Annotated in this window: 16 protein-coding genes; 8 read left to right on the top strand and 8 right to left on the bottom strand. The window is 71.7% G+C overall.

The genetic code is table 11. From position 1 onward, the window contains the following. The first annotated feature begins 92 nt into the window (after nucleotides 1–92). From ACIBK5_RS28365 to ACIBK5_RS28350, 4 genes are read left to right on the top strand one after another with little or no spacing between them, the layout of a single operon-like run. A complete protein-coding gene (locus tag ACIBK5_RS28365) occupies nucleotides 93–2189 on the top strand; it encodes an MMPL family transporter (protein WP_399023760.1) in 2097 nt (698 codons plus the stop codon). Between the two features lie 50 nt (nucleotides 2190–2239). Further along, nucleotides 2240–3484 (top strand): sensor histidine kinase, encoded by a 1245-nt coding sequence (locus tag ACIBK5_RS28360; RefSeq protein ID WP_399023758.1) that lies wholly within the window; start codon nucleotides 2240–2242, stop codon nucleotides 3482–3484. Further along, on the top strand, nucleotides 3481–4143 hold the full coding sequence (locus ACIBK5_RS28355; protein WP_399023756.1) for a response regulator: 663 nt from the start codon (nucleotides 3481–3483) through the stop codon (nucleotides 4141–4143). Before ACIBK5_RS28360 ends, ACIBK5_RS28355 begins: the two co-directional genes overlap by 4 nt. 39 nt (nucleotides 4144–4182) lie before the next feature. After that, a complete protein-coding gene (locus ACIBK5_RS28350) occupies nucleotides 4183–5367 on the top strand; it encodes an exo-alpha-sialidase (RefSeq protein ID WP_399023754.1) in 1185 nt (394 codons plus the stop codon). Between the two features lie 231 nt (nucleotides 5368–5598). Here the strand turns inward: ACIBK5_RS28350 and ACIBK5_RS28345 are convergent, their stop codons facing one another. From ACIBK5_RS28345 to ACIBK5_RS28325, 5 genes are read right to left on the bottom strand one after another with little or no spacing between them, the layout of a single operon-like run. Continuing rightward, nucleotides 5599–6531 (bottom strand): dihydrodipicolinate synthase family protein, encoded by a 933-nt coding sequence (locus ACIBK5_RS28345; protein ID WP_399023752.1) that lies wholly within the window; start codon nucleotides 6529–6531, stop codon nucleotides 5599–5601. Continuing rightward, complete coding sequence (locus tag ACIBK5_RS28340; protein ID WP_399023750.1) at nucleotides 6528–7547, bottom strand: oligopeptide/dipeptide ABC transporter ATP-binding protein; 1020 nt, start codon at nucleotides 7545–7547, stop codon at nucleotides 6528–6530. Before ACIBK5_RS28340 ends, ACIBK5_RS28345 begins: the two co-directional genes overlap by 4 nt. Further along, a complete protein-coding gene (locus tag ACIBK5_RS28335) occupies nucleotides 7544–9517 on the bottom strand; it encodes a dipeptide/oligopeptide/nickel ABC transporter permease/ATP-binding protein (protein WP_399023747.1) in 1974 nt (657 codons plus the stop codon). Before ACIBK5_RS28335 ends, ACIBK5_RS28340 begins: the two co-directional genes overlap by 4 nt. Beyond that, on the bottom strand, nucleotides 9514–10476 hold the full coding sequence (locus ACIBK5_RS28330; protein WP_399023745.1) for an ABC transporter permease: 963 nt from the start codon (nucleotides 10474–10476) through the stop codon (nucleotides 9514–9516). Before ACIBK5_RS28330 ends, ACIBK5_RS28335 begins: the two co-directional genes overlap by 4 nt. A 31-nt stretch (nucleotides 10477–10507) precedes the next feature. Beyond that, nucleotides 10508–12136, bottom strand: a complete 1629-nt coding sequence (locus ACIBK5_RS28325; protein WP_399023743.1) for an ABC transporter substrate-binding protein — start codon at nucleotides 12134–12136, stop codon at nucleotides 10508–10510. A gap of 244 nt (nucleotides 12137–12380) precedes the next feature. Here ACIBK5_RS28325 and ACIBK5_RS28320 point away from each other — a divergent pair, with 244 nt between their 5' ends. The 4 genes from ACIBK5_RS28320 (at nucleotide 12381) to ACIBK5_RS28305 (ending at nucleotide 15362) form a co-directional block, all read left to right on the top strand. Continuing rightward, complete coding sequence (locus ACIBK5_RS28320; RefSeq protein WP_399024049.1) at nucleotides 12381–13103, top strand: FadR/GntR family transcriptional regulator; 723 nt, start codon at nucleotides 12381–12383, stop codon at nucleotides 13101–13103. Nucleotides 13104–13185: 82 nt separating this feature from the next. Further along, entirely contained in the window at nucleotides 13186–13623 is a 438-nt protein-coding gene (locus ACIBK5_RS28315; protein WP_399023741.1) for a protein phosphatase, read from the top strand. A gap of 119 nt (nucleotides 13624–13742) precedes the next feature. Continuing rightward, nucleotides 13743–14885, top strand: coding sequence for an abortive phage infection protein (locus ACIBK5_RS28310; protein ID WP_399023739.1), 1143 nt, complete (start codon nucleotides 13743–13745; stop codon nucleotides 14883–14885). A gap of 39 nt (nucleotides 14886–14924) precedes the next feature. Next, the gene (locus ACIBK5_RS28305; RefSeq protein WP_399023737.1) at nucleotides 14925–15362 is read left to right on the top strand and encodes a VOC family protein; all 438 of its coding nucleotides are present in this window, start codon (nucleotides 14925–14927) and stop codon (nucleotides 15360–15362) included. Between the two features lies 1 nt (nucleotide 15363). Here the strand turns inward: ACIBK5_RS28305 and ACIBK5_RS28300 are convergent, their stop codons facing one another. From ACIBK5_RS28300 to ACIBK5_RS28290, 3 genes are all read right to left on the bottom strand, one after another. Further along, a complete protein-coding gene (locus ACIBK5_RS28300; RefSeq protein ID WP_399023735.1) occupies nucleotides 15364–16836 on the bottom strand; it encodes an alpha/beta hydrolase in 1473 nt (490 codons plus the stop codon). Between the two features lie 65 nt (nucleotides 16837–16901). After that, on the bottom strand, nucleotides 16902–17123 hold the full coding sequence (locus ACIBK5_RS28295) for a DUF397 domain-containing protein (protein WP_399023733.1): 222 nt from the start codon (nucleotides 17121–17123) through the stop codon (nucleotides 16902–16904). Further along, a complete protein-coding gene (locus ACIBK5_RS28290) occupies nucleotides 17105–17938 on the bottom strand; it encodes a Scr1 family TA system antitoxin-like transcriptional regulator (RefSeq protein WP_399023731.1) in 834 nt (277 codons plus the stop codon). The genes ACIBK5_RS28295 and ACIBK5_RS28290 overlap by 19 nt, the downstream gene beginning before the upstream one ends. Nucleotides 17939–17984: the final 46 nt, after the last annotated feature.

The following is a 17984-nucleotide window of genomic DNA, read 5'->3' as shown; positions in this document are numbered from 1 at the left end:
CCCCCGACTCGACCTCACGCCTGACGAATCGGCCCCCGTGCGCCGGGAGTCTGGAGAGCGTTCCAGACACCCGACCGGAGGGAGCCGGACAGATGGGGGCTGTGAGGACACGTACGGGGCGGCGGCGGGCCGTGCCCTGGGTGGTGGTCGGGCTGTGGCTGGCCGCGCTCGTACTGCTCGGGCCGCTCGCCGGGAAGTTCGCCGGCATCCAGCAGAACCGCGCCGTCGACTATCTGCCCGACAGCGCCGACTCCACCCAGGTGGCCCGGATCCAGGACCGGCTGCCCGGCGGGGAGTCGACCGACCTGGTGCTCGTCTACCACCGGGACGGCGGCCTGACCGACGCCGACCGGCGCACCGCCGCCGAGCAGGTCTCCGAGGTGAGCGGCGCCTACGACCTGACGGGCGGCGAGGTGCGGGGCGTTCCGTCCAAGGACGGCTCCACCCTGATGTACCCGGTCTCCAGCACCCAGCCCGGGCAGGACGAGGAGGCCCGGGACGCCTTCGTCGACGGGGTGCGCGACATCGCCGAGGGCGGCGGCGGGCTGAGCGTCGAGGTCGGCGGTCCCGGAGCGCTGAACACCGACATGAACAAGGTGTTCGGGACGCTCGACGCCACGCTGCTGCTCGCCACGCTCGGTGTCGTCACCGTGCTGCTCATCCTCATTTACCGCAGCCCCTTCCTGTGGCTGGTCCCGCTCGCCGTCGCCGGCGTCGGCGCCGCCACGGCGATGGCCGCCGGATACGGGCTGCACGAGCTGTTCGACGTCACCGTCACCGGCCAGAGCGGCGGTGTGATGACCGTGCTGGTCCTCGGCGCCGGCACCGACTACGCGCTGCTGATCGTCTCCCGCTACCGCGAGGAACTGCGGCGCCACGAGCGGCCGTACGACGCCATGCGCGTCGCTCTGCGCGGCTGCGGTCCGGCCGTCCTCGCCTCCTCGGGGACCGTCGCGGCCGGGCTGCTGTGCCTGCTCGCCGCCGACCTCAACAGCAGCAGCGGCATGGGGCCGGTCGGCATGGTCGGGGTGCTCGCGGCGCTGGTCGCCATGACGACCCTGCTGCCCGCGGTGCTGGTCCTGCTCGGGCGGCGCGTCTTCTGGCCGCTGATCCCCGCGTTCGGGAGTGAGCCGAAGGCCCGGCGGTCGCTGTTCGCCGCGATGGGCACCTCGGCGACGCGGCGGCCCGCCCTGGTGCTGGTCGGCGGGGGCGTGCTGCTCGGTGCCCTCGCGCTCGGCACGCTCAATCTGTCCGGCAGCATCAAGCAGGAGGACTCGTTCACCGAGCGGCCCGAGTCGATCACCGCGATGCGGACGCTGGCCGCGGAGTACCCCGAGCGGAGCAGCCGTCCCGTGACCGTCATCGCGCCCGCCGGCCGTGCTCAGGCGGTGCTGGACCGGGCCCGTGCTACCGACGGTGTCGCCGAGGCGGCCCCGGGGCGCAGCGGGTCGGGCTGGACCGAGATCGCCGTCTTCACCACCGCCGCGCCGGAGACCGCGGGAGAGACCCGGACCATCGAGGCGCTGCGTGCCGGGCTCGATGGCGCGGGTGCTTATGTCGGCGGGCCCAGCGCCCAGCAGATCGACCTGGCCGACAGTGAGTCCAGGGACCGCAAGGTGGTCGTGCCGTTGGTGCTCGTCGCCGTGTTCGTCATCCTGGTCGGCCTGTTGCGCAGCCTCGTCGCGCCGTTGTTGCTGCTGGCGGCGGTGGTCGCGGTGTGGGGTGCGGCGCTGGGTATCGGCGGGCTGGTGTTCGAGCCGGTGTTCGGGTTCGGTGGTACGGATCCGGGGCTCGGGTTGCTGTCCTTCGTGTTCCTGGTCGCGCTCGGGGTGGACTACGGCATCTTCCTGATGCATCGGATGCGGGAGGAGTCCGTGCGGGGGGCCGAGCCGGAGGTGGCCGCGCTGATCGCGTTGCGGACGACGGGTGGGGTGATCGCTTCCGCGGGGGTGGTGCTGGCGGCGACCTTTGCGGTGCTGACGACGCTGCCGATGGTCGGGCTGGTGGAACTCGGGTTCGTCATCGCTGTGGGGGTGTTGCTGGACACGTTCCTGGTGCGTACGTACTTGGTGACCACGGCGAGTGTGCTGCTCAAGCGGCGGATGTGGTGGCCGGGCAGGCTCTCCCGCGCGCCGGAGCGGACGGCCCCTCCGGAGGAGCGGAAGCCCCAGGCCGCGAACGCCCCCTGACCGGCCGAAGGCGTCCCTCCCCTCCCGGAGGGACGCCTTCCTCGCCGAGGATGACGCCTGTGCAGGCACCCACCACCACGACGGCGACCTGGTCGCGTCCCGCAGAGCGGATCATGGCCGCCATCAACCGCGATCCCATGACCGCCCCCCACGCCCTCCGCAACGACTCGGTCCTCGCCGTCGTCGTCGCCGCGTTCGCCGTCGTCGTCGCGCTGCTCATCGACGACGGCCGCAGGCCCGACGCGCTCGGCTGGGCCCTGCTGCTCGTCTCCCACGTGCCGCTGGTGTGGCGCCGCCGCCGTCCGGTGCTCGTCCTGGTCGCCGTGATCACCTGCGTGTTCCCCTACCACTTCCTCGACTACCCGCACACCGCGGCCACCCAGGCCGCCTACGTCGCCCTGTACACCGTCGCCGTCACCGGCCGGCCGCTGCGCACCGTCCTGGTCGGCATCGGCGTCATCACCATGGCGGTGGGCGTGCTGCTCACCATCAGCGCGCAGGAGGCGCTGGGACTGCTGAAGGCGTCCGGCTGGGTCGTCGCCGTCCTGTTCCTCGGCGTCGACGTGCGCTTCTACCGCCAGTACGTCGCCTCCATCGTGGGACGCGCCGAACGGGCCGAACGCACCCGGGAGGAGGAGGCCCGGCGGCGGGTCGCCGAGGAGCGGCTGCGGATCGCCCGGGATCTGCACGACCTGCTCGCCCACAGCATCACCCTCATCGGCGTGCAGACCTCCGTCGCCGCCCATGTGCTGTCCGCCGACCCGGAGCGGCTCGACCGGGAGACGGTCGCCAAGGCCCTCGACGACATCGCCGAGACCTGCCGCAGCGCCCGCGGCGAACTCCGTACGACGCTGGAGGTGCTGCGCGAGCACGGCCCGCCGGAGGCCCGCGGCCCGCTGCCCGGCCTCGACGGCCTGCCCGACCTGGCTCGGGCCGCGCGGCTTGCCGGTGCCCGGGTGGAGCAGACCGTACGGATACGGCAGGCACCGCCCGCCGTCGGCGCCGCCGTCTACCGCATCGTGCAGGAGGCCCTGACGAACGCGGTCCGGCACGCGGGACCCGGCGTCTCGGTCCGTGTGGAGCTGGACGAGCGCCGGGGCGCCCTGCGTCTGTCGGTCAGTGACGACGGCACCGGACCGGCCCCGGGCGGCGAAGCCACGGGCTTTGGGCTCGTCGGAATGCGGGAGCGGGCCCGCAGTGTGGGTGGCACACTCGACGCCGGACCGCGCCCCGGGGGCGGCTTCGAGGTGGCCGCGGTCCTGCCGCTGACGATGACGGGGGAGAGAGCCGGATGACCATTCGGGTGCTGCTCGCGGACGACCAGACCCTGGTGCGGGAGGCGTTCGCGATGCTCGTGGAGTCGGCCCGCGACATGGAGGTCGTCGGCCAGGCCGCCACCGGCAGGCAGGCCGTGGAACTGGCCCGCGGCGGGCGCGCCGACCTCGTGGTGATGGACATCCGCATGCCCGACCTGGACGGCATCGAGGCGACCCGGCTCATCGCGGCCGACGACGACCTCGCGGGCGTCCGCGTCCTGGTCCTCACCACCTACGACACCGACGAGTACATCGTGGACGCCCTGCGCGCCGGCGCCTCCGGGTTCCTGGTCAAGGACACCAGGCCGGCCGAACTCCTGGACGCCATCCGCACGGTCGCGGCCGGGGACTCCCTGCTGTCGCCCGGGCCCACGGCACGGCTGATCGAGCGGTTCCTGCGCAGCCCCTCGGCACCGGCGGCCGGCGGGCCGGAGTGCCTGTCCGAGCGCGAGCGGGAGGTGCTCGCCCTGGTCGCGCGCGGCCTCAACAACACCGAGATCGCCGAGGTGTTGGGCCTGAGCCCGCTGACCGCGAAGACCCACGTCAGCCGCATCATGGGCAAGCTGGCGGCGCGGGACCGGGCGCAGTTGGTCATCGTGGCGTACGAGTCGGGGATCGTGACACCGGGGAACATCTGACGGACAGGCACCATCCGACGCCCCCGCTTCAGGAGCAGGATGAGACTCCTCAGCCGCACCCTCCTCGTCACCGCCGTCCTCCTCACGTCCCTCACCGCGACGGCCACCGCCTCGGCCACCCCCGGCTGTACGTCCTCCGTCCCGTACGTCTCGGGCGAGGGCGGCTACGACACGTACCGCATCCCCGCCACCGTCACCACGCGCGAGCACACCGTCCTCGCCTTCGCCGAGGGCAGACGCGGCGGCGCGGGGGACACCGGCGCCATCGACGTCGTCCTCAGGCGCTCGGCGGACGGCGGCTGCACCTGGGGCCCGCTCACCGTCGTCGCCGCCGGGAAGGGCGACACCCGGGGCAACCCGGCCCCCGTCGTCGACCCGCGCACCGGCGCGGTCGTGCTCCTCACCTCCTACAACAGCGGCAAGGTGACGGAGGCCCAGATCATGCGGGGCGAGGTCACGCCCGAGCAGAGCCGCCGGGTGTTCGTGCAGTACAGCCGGAACGACGGCCGGCACTTCACCGCACCCCGTGAGATCACGCGGCAGGTCAAGCGCCCGTCCTGGCGCTGGTACGCGACCGGCCCCGGCCACGCGATCGCCCTCACCCGGGGTCCGCACGCGGGTCGGCTGGTCGTCCCCGCCAACCACTCGGCGGCCCCGCCCGCCGGCTCTCCGGACACCGGCCAGGAACCCCGCCACTACGGCGCCCACGCGCTCCTCAGCGACGACGGCGGCAGGACCTGGCGCCTGGGCTTCGTCGACGACTCCTACGACGGCGTGAACAACGCCAACGAGTCGATCGCCGCCCAGCTCCCCGACGGCAGGGTCTACTTCAACGCGCGCGACCAGCACGGCACGAGCCCCGGCAACCGCCTCGACAGCCATTCGCGTGACGGCGGCCGGAGCCTCGACCGGCCCTACACCGTGCAGCCCACCCTGAACGAGGTACCCGTCGTCCAGGGCAGCGTCCTGCAACTCGCCGGGAAGCGAGGACCCTTGCTGTTCTCCGGACCCTCCGTCCCCACCGCCCGCCGGGCGATGGCTCTCTGGCGCAGCACCGACGGCGGCGCCACCTTCACCAAGGCGCTGACGCTCTCCCAGCAGCCCGCGGCCTACTCCGATCTGGTGCCGCTCGGCCGCAAGACGGTGGGGATCCTCTACGAGACGGGAGCCCGGGGGACCTACGAGACGATCGAGTTCCGCCGCCTGCGGACCGACCGGCTTTAGGCCGTGTCCGCAAAGTCCCGCCTGCCCCGCGACGCCTGGCACGCTCCCCCACTGCCTCAAGGGCGTGGGAGGTGCCCCCACTCGCCGCACCGGGCGAACCCCCAAGTACATCCAGTACGAGGGGCTCCGCCCGGCACTCCCCCAGCCTTCGGCCGGGGGGACCCCCAGAGCACGCACCAGACGCCGCGGGGCCCGCCCTCCGGGCGGACGCCGGGACTTTGCGGACACGACCTAGAGCAGCCCGGCCGCCGCCAGGTACTTCCCGACCCGCTCCACCTCGTCCGGCGACAGCGGCACCTGCGGCTCCGCCGTCGCCGGGCAGTCGATCACGCCCCGCAGGTGCAGCGCGGCCTTGAAGGCACCGATCGCCGAGGAACCGGGGCCCATCCGGGCCGGGTCGCCGACCGTCACCATGCCGAACAGGGCGCACAGCCGCTCCTGTTCGGCACGGGCCTCCTCCCAGTCCCCGGCGCGGCACAGGCCGTCCAGGCGGACGTAGCCGTGCGGGTCGACGTTGCCGAGGCCGGGCACCGTCCCGTCCGCGCCGAGCGCGAGCGCCGCGTCGACGATCAGCTCGGAGCCGGTCAGCACGCTGAAGCCGCTGATGCCCTGGCGGTCCCGGGCGCCGGTCAGGACCTGGCGGAAGGCGGCCAGGTCCCCGCTGGAGTCCTTCAGACCGGCCAGCACACCGTCGGCGGCCAGTTCCAGGACCACGTCCGCGGGCAGCTTGGTGTGGACGGCGGCGGGAAGGTCGTAGGCGATGACCGGTACGGGGCTGCCGGCCGCGACCGCGCGGAAGTGGCGGGCGATCTCCGCCGGGTGGGTGCGGGCGTAGAACGGGGCGGTGACGACGACCGCGTCCGCTCCGGCCGCCGACACCGACGCGACATGGTCCAGGACCCGGGCCGTCGTCATGTCGATCGCCCCGGCCAGCACCGGGAGCCGCCCGCTCACATGCGCCGCGACCGACTCGACCACCAGTCTGCGCTGCCGGTCCGGCAGATACGCCGCCTCGGACGTGGAGCCGAGCACGAACAGTCCGCTCACTCCACCGGCCAGCAGATGGTCGACGAGCCTGAGCAGCGAGGGGACGTCCACCTCGCGGTCCGGTGTCAGGGGTGTGCACACGGGCGGGATGACACCGGTCAGCGGGGTGAGGGTCATGGAGCCTCCATCGGGGCGCGTCGGCGGGCGAGGTCGCGGGTCGACTCGTCCTCCTGGACAGGATGGTGGCAGCGGAAGCGGTGCGCGGGGGCCGACGCGGCCGAGAAGTCCGGCATCGCCTCCGCACACGTCCCGTCCGCCTTCCAGCAGCGCGTCCGGAACGGGCAGCCGCTCGGCGGGCGGGTCGCCGACGGCACCGGACCGACCAGCGGGATCGGGTCGATCGGGTCGAGCAGGCCGGGCGTGGCGGAGAACAGGGCGCGGGTGTACGGGTGCCGGGCCCGGTCGGTGACCAGGGCGGCCGGGGACTCCTCCACGATCCGGCCCAGGTACATGGTGATCACACGGTCGCTCATCCGCCGTACCGTCTGGATGTCGTGCGAGACGAACACCAGGGCCAGGCCCAGGCGTTCCTTCAGATCCAGCAGGAGATTGAGGATCTGCGCCCGGACCGACACGTCCAGGGCACTCGTCGGCTCGTCCGCCACGACCAGGTCCGGGTCCAGCGCCAGCGCCCGGGCGATCGCCACGCGCTGCCGCTGCCCGCCCGACAACTGGCCCGGCAGGGCGTCGGCGAGGGCCCGGGGGAGACCGACGAGCGACATCAGCTCCCGCACACGATCCTCGCGACTGCTTCTGGTGCCCCGGTCGTGCACGTCGAGCGGGTCCCGCAGGATCTGCCGGACGGGCAGGCGGCGGTTGAGGGCCGTCGACGGGTCCTGGAAGATCATGCCGGTGCTGCCGCCGACGGCCCGCCGGCGCTCCCCGGCCGGCATCGCCCACAGGTCCCGGCCCCGGAACGACACCGTCCCCCGGGTCGGCCGCTCCACCCCCACCAGCACCTTCGCCAGCGTCGACTTCCCACAGCCCGACTCGCCGACCACACCGATGGTCTCGCCGGGCGCGATGGCCAGATCGGCGCCGGTCAGGGCATACACCCGGTCCCGGGTGAACAGGCCGCCGCTGCGGGCCTTGTGGACGACGTGAGCGTCCGCCAACTCCACGAGCGCGTTCATGACACCGCCTCGGTCTCGGTGGCCGACAGCTCTATGGCCGGGTGATGGCAGGCCGCCGTGTGCGCCTCGGGGCCGGCCAGGGCCGGAGCCGTCGTCCGGCAGACCTCGCTCGCCCGCGGGCACCGGTCCGCGAACCGGCAGCCCGCCGGGAAGTCCGCCGGAGACGGCACGATGCCCCTGATCTGCGTCATCCGCTCCTGCGCCGACTCCAGCGACAGCACGCTGCCCAGCAGGCCGCGCGTGTAGTGGTGGGCGGGTGCCTCCACCAGGTCGGCGGTCACACCCGTCTCCACGATCTGCCCGCCGTACATCACCACCACCCGGTCGGTGACGTCCGCGATCAGCGCCAGGTCGTGCGAGACGAGGATCAGCGCGAAGCCCAGCTCCTCGCGCAGCCGCAGCAACAGCTCTATGACCTGGGCCTGCACGGTCACGTCGAGGGCCGTCGTCGGCTCGTCGGCGACGATCAGCTTCGGGTCGCGGGACAGGGCCATGGCGATCAGGACGCGCTGGCGCTGCCCACCGGACAGTTCGTGCGGGTAGCTGCGCAGGGTGCGTTCGGGGTCGAGGCCGACCATCGTCAGCAACTCGGCCGGACTGCGCCGCCCGCCGCGCCGGACGACCTGCCCCAGCTGGGCGCGGATCGTCATCGCCGGGTTCAGCGACGACAGCGCGTCCTGGTAGATCATCGCCATCTCGTGGCCCAGGAGCTTGCGGCGTACGCGCATCGGCTCGGCGATCAGATCCCGCTGCTGGAACCGCACCTGTCCGCTGACGCGCGCCCCCTTCGGCTGGAGGCCCATGACCGCCAGCGCGGTCAGCGACTTGCCGCAGCCCGACTCGCCGACCAGGCCCAGCACCTCACCGGGATGCACCTCGAAGCTGATGCCGTCCACGATGTCCACGCCGCCGTGCCGCTGGTCGAAACCGATCGCGAGGTTCTCCACCGCGAGCACCGGCTGACCGTCCCTGGACACCCGGCGGGCCCGGGCCCGCAGCCGCCGGGCCGCCTCCGCCAGGCCGGGCAGTTGTACGACCTCCCCGGTGCCGGGCTCCGGCGCCTGGAGCCGGTCGTCGCCGGGCGCGTCCACCTCCCGGGCCGACGGGGCCGCCCACGCGTCGGACACACCCTCGGACAGGATGTTCAGCGACAGCACCGTGACCAGCATCAGCAGCCCGGGGAACACGGTCGCCCACCAGCCGCCGGTCAGCACCATGTTCTTGCCGTCCGCGATGACACTGCCCCAGGACGGGTCGGGCGGCCGTACACCCGCCCCGATGAAGGACAGCGACGCCTCGAAGACCACCGCCTCGGCGACCTGGACCGTGCAGAACACCAGCACCGGAGCGGCACAGTTGATCGCCACGTGCTTCAGCACGATGTGCGGGGTACGGGCGCCGATCACCCGTTCCGCCGTCACATAGTCCTCGCCGTACTGGTCGAGGACGTTCGCCCGGACCACCCGGGCCACCGGTGGCGTGAACAGGAACGCGATCGCGCAGATCAGCACCGTGATGCCACCGCCGAAGACGGCCACCAGCACGGCGGCCAGCGCGATGCCCGGGAACGCCATCACGACGTCCAGACAGCGCATCAGGGTCTCGTCGACCGCCTTGCGCGAGGTGGCCGCGATCGCGCCGAGCAGCGCGCCGACCACCAGCGCCAGGCCGGTGGCGCCGAGCCCGATCGCGAGCGACCAGCGCGCCCCGTACATCAGCCGGCTGAGGATGTCCCGGCCGAGGCTGTCCTGGCCCATCCAGTGCCCGGCGGACGGATGCCCGGTGCCGTCGGCCGGCGGCTGCTGGTCGAGGGGATCGTGCGGGGCGAGGACCGGCGCGAGCAGCGCCATCAGGACGACGACCGCCAGGAAGCAGACGGCGACCTTCGACAGCAACGGCAGCCGGCGCCAGCCGCGCAGCCGTACACCGGGCCGGGACAGCGCCTCGGAGAGGCTCTTGCGGGTCATCATGTGGTCGCATCCCTCAGTCGCGGGTTGACCAGCAGGTAGAGGACGTCGATGACGAGGTTCACGACGACGAACCCGGCCGCCGTGGTCAGGACGACGCCCTGCACGACGGCCGGGTCGCCGTTCTTCACGGCGTCGATCATCAGCTTGCCCATGCCGGGCAGCGAGAAGATCGTCTCGATGACGACCGCGCCGCCGAGGAGATAGCCGACGCGCAGCCCGAGCACGGTGAGGGGATTGATGAGCGCGTTCCGCAGGACGTTCCGCCCGACCACGACCCGCGGCGGCAGCCCGCTCCCGATCGCCGTCCGTACGTAGTCCTTGTCCAGCTCCTCCACCACGGCCGTCCGCACGATCCTGGTCAGCTGCGCCGCCACCGGCAGCGACAGCGCGAAGGCCGGCAGGGTCATGGTCTTCAGCCAGCCGGTGAAGGAGTCGGCCGGGTTGATGTAGCCGCCGGTCGGGAACCAGCCCAGGTCGACCGCCAGGTACTGGATCATCAGCAGCGCCAGCCAGAAGCCGGGCGCGGCGACGCCGGTCAGCGACACCACCCGGATGATCTGGTCGGGCAGCCGGTCCCGGTAGATCGCCGCGGTCACCCCGCCCAGCAGGGCCAGGACGACCGCGATGCCCAGGCCCAGGAAGGTCAGCTGGAGGGTGAGCGGCAGCGCGGTGGTGACCTGGTCGATCACCGGTGCCCGGGTCAGCGCGCTGGTGCCCATGTCGCCGTGCAGCACGTCGGCGACGAAGTCCACGTAGCGCACGGGCAGCGGGTCGAGCAGGCCGTGCTCCTCCCGGAAGTCGTGCAGCTGCTGGGGTGTCGGGTTGGCGCCCTGGAAGAACGCGGACGCCGGGTCGACGTCCGAGAACCGCATCACCAGGAACACGAACAGCACGATGCCGAGCATCAGCGGCACGAGCAGGGCGATGCGGCGGAGCAGAATCCGTACGACGGCGATCACGTGGCGAGGGCCCCCTGTCCGAACGACACGGCTAGGCCCACTTGGCCTGGAGGAGGTTGATGCCGGGGTACGGCTGAGGCCTTATCCCGCTGAGCCGCTGGGGGTTCCAGGCCGTCATCAGCTCGTTGTGGACGACCGGGTAGAGCACGGCCTGTTCGGCGACGACGTCGATGTAGTCCTGGACCATCGTCTTCTTCTTCCCGGCGTCCGGCTCCCGGGTGGCCCGGTCCATGTCCCTGAAGAGCGCCTTGGCGACGGAGTCGCCCGCCCACCGTGTGTACTGCATCCACAGGTTCTCGGGCCCGTAGTTGTAATGCATGATCAGATCGGCGTCGAGGCCGAACTGGTTGGGGTTGGAGGCGGCGGCGACCACTTGGTAGTCCTGCTTCTGGTCCATCTTCGTGAAGACGGCGGTCGTCTCCTGTGGGGAGAGGGTCGTCTTCACCCCGATCGCGTCCCAGGAGGACTTGATGGTCGGCAGGCAGTCCACGATCCAGCTGACGTTCACGGCGAGGATCTCGATGCTCAGCCCCTTGACCCCGGCGGCCTTGAGCAGCGCCTTCGCCTTGTCCGGGTCGTACCCGTACACGGTCTTGGCCCGGCGGTAGGACGGGTTGCTCTCGTCGAGGAAGGAGCTCGACGGCTTCCCGCGCCCCTTGAGCGCGACCTCCACCATCTTCTCGGTGTCGATGGCGTAGTGCAGGGCCTGGCGCACGCGTACGTCGTCGAAGGGCTTGTGCTTCGTGTTGAACATCAGGAACAGGTTGTTCATCCCGGCCCCGCCGGCGACCGTCAGACCGCCGCTCTCCAACTGGCCGATGTTGGCGTACGGGATGTTGTCCGCGATCTGCGCCCCCGCGCTCGACCCGGAGATCTTCGCGACGCGGGGCGCGGCGTCCACGATCGTCAGCCAGTTCATCTTCCGGAAGGCGGGCTTGCGCGGCCCGTTGTAGTCGGCGAACGCCTCGAAGGTGGTGTTCGACTTGGGGTGGTGGGCGGTCTGCCGGTACGGCCCCGACCCGACGGCCAGCCCCTTGATGGCGTCGTCCCAGCCACCCGGCTTGGAGAACACGTGCTTCGGCATGATCTTCGCGAGCGTCAGCCGGGAGAGCCCGTCCGGGAACGGGAACTTGAGCACCAGCTCCACGTTCCGCGCGTCGATCTTCCGGACCTCCTTCAGCCAGCTCGCGAAGAAGCCCTTGGCGAGGGTCTGGGTGTCCGGGTCGAGGATCCGCTCGAAGACGAACACGACGTCGTCGGCGGTGACGGGCTTCCCGTCGTGGAACTTCGCACCCGCCCGCAGCGCGAACTTCCAGGACGTGCTGTCCGGGTCCTTCGGCACCTCGGTCGCCAGGGCCGCGTACGGCTCTCGGGAGATCGGATCCGTGTCGAGGAGCCCCTCGTAGATGTGGTTGTTGGCGGCCATGCAGAACGCGGACGCCGTCTGGGTGGGATCCCAGCTGCCGTCGTTGCCGTAGCCGATCACCGCGGTGAGCGTCCGGTCCGCGCCGTCGCCCCCGCCGGTCTCGTTGGTGGACTCCGGCCCGGACGAACAGGCCGACAGCGACGCGGAGACGGCGGCGGCCGCGCCCAGCGCGCCGGTGTACTTCAGGAAGGTCCGGCGGTGCGGCGCCGGTACGTCGTGGGTCACGTCGCGCACGGGTCCTCCAGCGGAGAGGTCTGGAAAGGGTGTGAAGGGGCGGGAGATACGACGTCCTACGTCCTGCCGGTCAGCGCGACCATAGGAGGGGGCGTGAGGGCGGTCAAGAGGGCGCACACGAATGGCGTATCTGCCAGAGGTCGCACCAATGGCACTGTGAAATGGCGTGAGTTGACGGCCTATCAGGGCTGCCCGGCACCGGGTACCGCCAGAGGTGGGACGTGGGACGTCCATGGCGCGTACGATGCGGCGCATGTCCGAGGAGCCCAGGACCAGCCGGATACAGCGCCAGGTCGTCCAGCTCATCCTCGACCGCAGACTCACCGCCGGCGCGCCGCTGCCCACCGAGGCCGAACTGATGGACACCCTCGGCGTCAGCCGCAACTCCGTCCGCGAGGCCCTCAAGGCCCTCCAGGCCCTCGACATCGTCGAGATCAGACACGGCTACGGCACCTATGTCGGCCAGGCCTCCCTCACCCCGCTCGTCGACGGCCTGACCTTCCGCACCCTGGCCCGGCACGACGACGACACCGGCGCCCTCGCCGAGATCCTCCAGGTCCGCGAGGTGCTGGAGGAGGGCCTGATCCGCCGGGTGGCCGCGACACTCACCGAGGCGGAACTGGACAGGCTGGAGCGCGTGGTGACCCGTATGGAGTCGGCGGGCGCCACGGCCCGCATGGGCAGCACCTTCCCCGACCTCGACCGCGAGTTCCACGAGGTCCTGTACGCCTCCCTCGGCAACGCCCTGGTCCCCCAGCTCCTCGCCGCCTTCTGGACCGTCTTCCGGCGGGTCTCCGGCGCCCGCGGCTGGACCGACGACCCCACCCCCGAGATCACGGTCCGCCGCCACCGCGACATCGTCACGGCCCTGCGCGCCCGCGATGTGGAGGGCGCGCAGCGGGCGATGGCGGTCCACTTCCGGGGGATCGAGGCGCGGGCGGCGGAGGAGTCGCGGGGGGTGGGCTGATTTCGCACCCGGGCGGGCGAGGAGTCCTGGGGGCGGGCTGATTTCGCACCCGGGCGGGCGGGTGCGGAGCATGATGAGGGGCGTGAGTGATGTGTGGAGCGAGACTGACACCGGCGTCCTCAGACTGCCCTCCGGCCGGCTGGTACGGGGACGAGGCCTCCGCCACCCCCTGGACCCCAGCGCGCCCGTGCCCTCCTACGGCGTCTACCTCCTCGGCGGGCAGCCGCCCGAGGTCCCCTGGGGGTCGGGCTGGATCCGCTGGCCCGATTTCCGTCTCCCGTCGGACCGGCCGGCCGCACGCCTGGCGCTGGCCGACGCGTGGGAGCGGGCCGCCTCGGAGCGCGTGGAGATCGCCTGCGACGGAGGCCGCGGCCGCACGGGCACGGCCCTGGCCTGCCTGGCCGTTCTGGACGGCGTGCCGGGTGAGGAGGCGGTGGCGTACGTCCGCCGGCACTACGACCGGCGTGCGGTGGAGACGCCCTGGCAGCGGCGGTACGTGCGCCGGTTCGGCGAGGGCTGAGCCCGAGGAGCTGAGCCCGAGGATCCCCTCCTTCGGCGCGGCGCCTCATACCTTGGTCGCGCTGCCGTAGACCGACGGCCGACAGCGGACCCGGGGCCCGCCTCGGCACAGTGAACGGCATGGAAGAGACCAAGGGGAGCAAGCAGGGCAAGGGAGTCAGCCGGGCGCAGTTCCTGGCCGGGGCCGCGGCGCTGGGGGCCGCCGGGATGGTGGCATCGGCCGGGCAGGCCCGGGCCACGGAAGCCGGGCACGGCCGGGGACTGCGCCGGCAAGGCGTCGTCTACACCGTCGGGGAGGGTGAGACACCCGGCACCGCGTGGAGCGCCCGGCGGATGCGGGCGGATGTGCGGGCCATCCGTGACGACCTGCACGCCGACACCATCGACGTCACGGGGGACGGCGTCGAACGGCTCACCGCCACCGCCGCCGAGGCCGCCGAACGCGGGCTGCACATCTGGCTGCAGCCGACCCTCGGGGACGCCCCGCAGCGGGACATCCTGGAACACCTCGCCGAGACCGGCAGGTTCGCGGAGCGGCTGCGGCGCCAGGGCGCGAGTGTCGACCTCAGCGTCGGCTGTGAGTTCTGGCTGTTCGTCCCCGGCATCCTGCCGGGCGAGACGGTCCTGGAACGCATCAGGCACCTCCAGAACGGCACCGTCGACTGGCCGCGGACGCGCCGCCGGCTCGCCGAGTTCACGGCGAGGGCCGCGAAGGTCGGCCGCTCCGTCTTCAACGGCAACCTCAGCTACGCCGCCGCCCAGAGCATCGACGACCCGGACTGGAGCCTCTTCGACATCGTCGGCATCGACTACTACTCGTACTTCGAGAAGCGGTCCGACTACGTCCGGGAGCTGAAGCAGTACCTGCGCTGGGGCAAGCCGCTCGCCATCACCGAGTTCGGCACGTGCGCGTACGTCGGCGCCCCCGAGACGGGCGGCATGGGCTGGGACATCGTCGACTACGACAAGGAGCCGCCGGAGATCAAGGGGGACCCGGTCCGCAGCGAGCGCGTCCAGGCCGAGTACGTGGGCGAGCTGCTGGACGTCTTCGCCTCGATGGGCCTGTACGCGGCGATGACCTTCGAGTTCATCAGCGCGGACGCCCCGCACCGCCCGGACGAGCCCCGGCTCGACCTCGACATCGCGACGTACGCCATCACCAAGGCGATCAAGGACCGTCCGGACGACCCCGCCTCCGGCTGGCACTGGGAACCGAAGGAGGCGTTCCACGCGGTGGCCCGCCGATACGCCCGACGGGCGTGACCCGGGGCACGGAGGGACGATGGCTGAGGAGGTGCGCCTATGGAATGGACCCTTGAGGTGATCACCGTACCGGTCACCGACGTGGACCGGGCCAAGGCCTTCTACGTGGACCGATGCGGTTTCCGCGCCGAGATCGACGCGTTGTTCTTCGAGGGCGTGGGCCGCTTCGTCCAGCTCACGCCGCCCGGCTCCCGCTGCTCCATCGTGCTGGAGTCCGGGATGCCCCAGGCGCCGGGGCAGCCCCTGGCGGCTCCCGGCTCGCTGCAGGGCCTCCAGCTCTGTGTCACGGACATCGAGAAGGCCAGGGCGGAGCTGGTGGGACGCGGGGTGGAGGTGTCGCCGGTCCTGCACGTGAGCGCGTCCGGCTGGGCGGAGGGCCGGGGTGAGGAGAGCTGGAACTCCTTCCTCTTCTTCCAGGACCCCGACGGCAACGGCTGGGCGATCCAGGAAGCCCCGGCACCCCTCGCCCAGCGCTGACCTAGGCGCAGTAGGTGTCCCGGTCCGGGCGCTCGCCCGTCGCCAGGAAGCGGGAGACGGTCCGGTCGCCGCAGGCGTTGCCGTTGGCGAGGTAGGCGCCGTGGCCCGTGGAGTTCACCGTCACCATGACGGCCCGGTCGCCGAAGGCACGCCGGAGCTCGCGGGCCCCGCTCAGCGGGGTGGCGACGTCCCGCACGTTCTGCACGAGCAGGATGTTGGAGGGACCGTCGTCGGTGATCCGAACCGGCGGCTCCTTCGGCGTGAACGGCCAGGCGGCACAGGGCATGGCACCGCGCGGCATGCCCGCCGTCAGGGGGAACCTCGCCCGGCTCTCGTCGGTCCCCTTCTGGTAGTGGGCGACGGACTTGGGCCAGGCGACGTCGTTGCAGAGCGTGCCGACGCCGACGGCGGCGGCGCTCTGCATCATCGACTCGTCCGGGGCCTCGGGCACGGGCGGCACGGTGCCCTTGCGCGTGGCCAGGATCATCTGCGCCAGCGCGGGGTACTCGTCGGGTCCGTAGAGGCTGTTCAGCATGGTCTGGCGCAGGACGTTGCCGTTCAGCTCCGGCGGGTTGGCACCGGGCCAGGGGAGGGGCTCGCGGTCGAGCCGTTCGGCCAGCCGCAGGAAGAGGGGGCGTACGTCTGCGGCCTTACGGGCCACCCGGTGCGGATTGCCGGGCCGGGACGCCCACTTGGCGAACTCCGGGAAGTTGTCCTCCACGCCGGTCTCGAACGCGGCGAGCCAGGCGCGTCCCACCCGGGTGGGGTCGGGGTTGTCGTTGCTGTCCAGCACGATGCGGTCGGTGCGGTGCGGGAACAACTGGCTGTAGAGGGAGCCGACGTATGTGCCGTACGAGTCGCCCCACGCGGAGATCCGGCTCTCGCCCAGGGCGGCCCGGACGCGGTCGAGGTCGCGGGCCTCGTTGGCGCTGCTGATGTGCCGTATCAGCTCACCGCCGTTGCGGGCACAGGCGCCGGCGATACGCCGGGCGGTGGCCATGGTCTCGGTGACGGAGCCGTCCGGGGCGGGCCAGGGCAGTTTGGCGAGGGCCAGGTCCTTGCTCTCCAGCCCACACGAGGCGGTACTGGACGGCGCCATCCCGCGCGGCGCGAACCCGATCAGGTCATAGGCGTCCCGCACCTCCTGCGGCAGCTTCTGCCCCTTGCCCGACGGATCATCGAGACTGACCCCACCGGGCCCGCCCGGGATGAGTAACAGCGCACCCCGGCGAGCGGAGGGCTTCTCACTGGGGAGACGGGAGACGGCGATCTGGATCTGCCGCCCGTCGGGGTCGGAGTAGTCCATGGGCACGTCGACGGTGGCGCACTGCTGACGGGGGTCGAGGCCGGGGCCCTCGCACTTGGTCCAATCGAGAGGCTCGGCAGGGGCGGCCGAAGCGGTCAGCGGGACGGCGAGCCCGAGCAGGACGGCGGAGGCCGCGATCAGTGAGGAGTTGCGCTTGATCTGCGTCATGGGAGGAGCCTGACGGCACCCCGACCCTGACTACATCCGGGCAACTGCCCTCTTCTTCAGGGGGTTTACCCCCTACTCCCACCCCCGGAGCCGGCGGCCCCGACCGTGCGTATGAACGCCCTCCACGCATACGACCCGACCAGGAGCACAGGGCCGTCGGCCATCTTGCTGTCGCGGACGGGGACGGTGCCCGGGACTCCGTCGGCGACCTCGACGCAGCTGCCCCCGTTGCCGTCGCTGTAGGTGCTCTTGCGCCAGCCCGCTTTGCTCAGGTCGTAGTCGCGCATCGTCTGAAGTCCTCCGCCGCCGACTCGATCAGGGCCAGGGACGCCTCTGGCGACAGCGCGGCGGCCCTGAGCAGATCGTAAGCCGCGCAGGCGTGCTTCACCACAGCCGGATCGTCCAACAGATTTCCCGAATACACGGCTTCTGTATAGGCGGTGGGCGGAGCGTCCTCGAACTCCATCAGCTGCACCATGCCGTTCATGAGCGCGTACGCCCCAGCCGCGTACGGCAGCACCTGCACCATCACCGTCCGCTCCCGCGCCAGTGCCACCACGCGCTCCAGCTGCTCCGCCATGACGGCGGGTCCGCCGACCGGGATGCGCAGCACGTTCTCGTGGAGGATCACCCAATACACGGGGCGGGTAGCGTCCTTGAGGATCTGCGCGCGCTCCATACGGCCCGACACCTTTTCGGCGATGAACTCGTCCGGCGCGAACGGGTTCATCGCCAGCGTGACCGCCCTCGCGTAGGCCGGTGTTTGCAGCAGCCCCGGCACCAGCGCGGGCGCGAACTCGCAGATCTCCGTAGCCTGCGCCTCCAGCTCCGCTGCCTTGGCGAAATAATCCGCATACCGCTTATCGTCAATCAGCTTCCTGCACAACCGCTCGAAAATACCGTCGGTTTGCAGCACCCCGTCGATCCGCTGCGCCACGTCCAACTGTGGCTTGCGAATGGCCTGTTCGAACTGGCCGATGTATCCGCCGGAGACGAAAACCCGTAGCCCCAGCTCCACCTGGGTGATCCCCGCGTCCTCCCTCCGTCGCTTGAGCTCCGTGCCGAAGAACTCCCACGCCGCCTGACGAGAACCGTTGGCCATTGCCGAACCCCTTTGTGCTGCCCCGCAGTTGTAGGGCACAGACCCC

Origin of the sequence: Streptomyces sp. NPDC050546 (genome assembly GCF_044457425.1) — a bacterium.
Taxonomy (GTDB): domain Bacteria; phylum Actinomycetota; class Actinomycetes; order Streptomycetales; family Streptomycetaceae; genus Streptomyces.
The sequence above is the reverse complement of the archived record's forward strand: the minus strand, read 5'-3'. Positions and strand labels throughout refer to the sequence as shown.

Coding starts and splice junctions, on each gene's coding strand:
- ACIBK5_RS28365 (WP_399023760.1), top strand. CDS start 93: ATGGGGGCTGTGAGGACACGTACGGGGCGGCGGCGGGCCGTGCCCTGG.
- ACIBK5_RS28360 (WP_399023758.1), top strand. CDS start 2,240: ATGACGCCTGTGCAGGCACCCACCACCACGACGGCGACCTGGTCGCGT.
- ACIBK5_RS28355 (WP_399023756.1), top strand. CDS start 3,481: ATGACCATTCGGGTGCTGCTCGCGGACGACCAGACCCTGGTGCGGGAG.
- ACIBK5_RS28350 (WP_399023754.1), top strand. CDS start 4,183: ATGAGACTCCTCAGCCGCACCCTCCTCGTCACCGCCGTCCTCCTCACG.
- ACIBK5_RS28345 (WP_399023752.1), bottom strand. CDS start 6,531: ATGACCCTCACCCCGCTGACCGGTGTCATCCCGCCCGTGTGCACACCC.
- ACIBK5_RS28340 (WP_399023750.1), bottom strand. CDS start 7,547: ATGAACGCGCTCGTGGAGTTGGCGGACGCTCACGTCGTCCACAAGGCC.
- ACIBK5_RS28335 (WP_399023747.1), bottom strand. CDS start 9,517: ATGATGACCCGCAAGAGCCTCTCCGAGGCGCTGTCCCGGCCCGGTGTA.
- ACIBK5_RS28320 (WP_399024049.1), top strand. CDS start 12,381: ATGCGGCGCATGTCCGAGGAGCCCAGGACCAGCCGGATACAGCGCCAG.
- ACIBK5_RS28310 (WP_399023739.1), top strand. CDS start 13,743: ATGGAAGAGACCAAGGGGAGCAAGCAGGGCAAGGGAGTCAGCCGGGCG.
- ACIBK5_RS28305 (WP_399023737.1), top strand. CDS start 14,925: ATGGAATGGACCCTTGAGGTGATCACCGTACCGGTCACCGACGTGGAC.
- ACIBK5_RS28300 (WP_399023735.1), bottom strand. CDS start 16,836: ATGACGCAGATCAAGCGCAACTCCTCACTGATCGCGGCCTCCGCCGTC.
- ACIBK5_RS28295 (WP_399023733.1), bottom strand. CDS start 17,123: ATGCGCGACTACGACCTGAGCAAAGCGGGCTGGCGCAAGAGCACCTAC.
- ACIBK5_RS28290 (WP_399023731.1), bottom strand. CDS start 17,938: ATGGCCAACGGTTCTCGTCAGGCGGCGTGGGAGTTCTTCGGCACGGAG.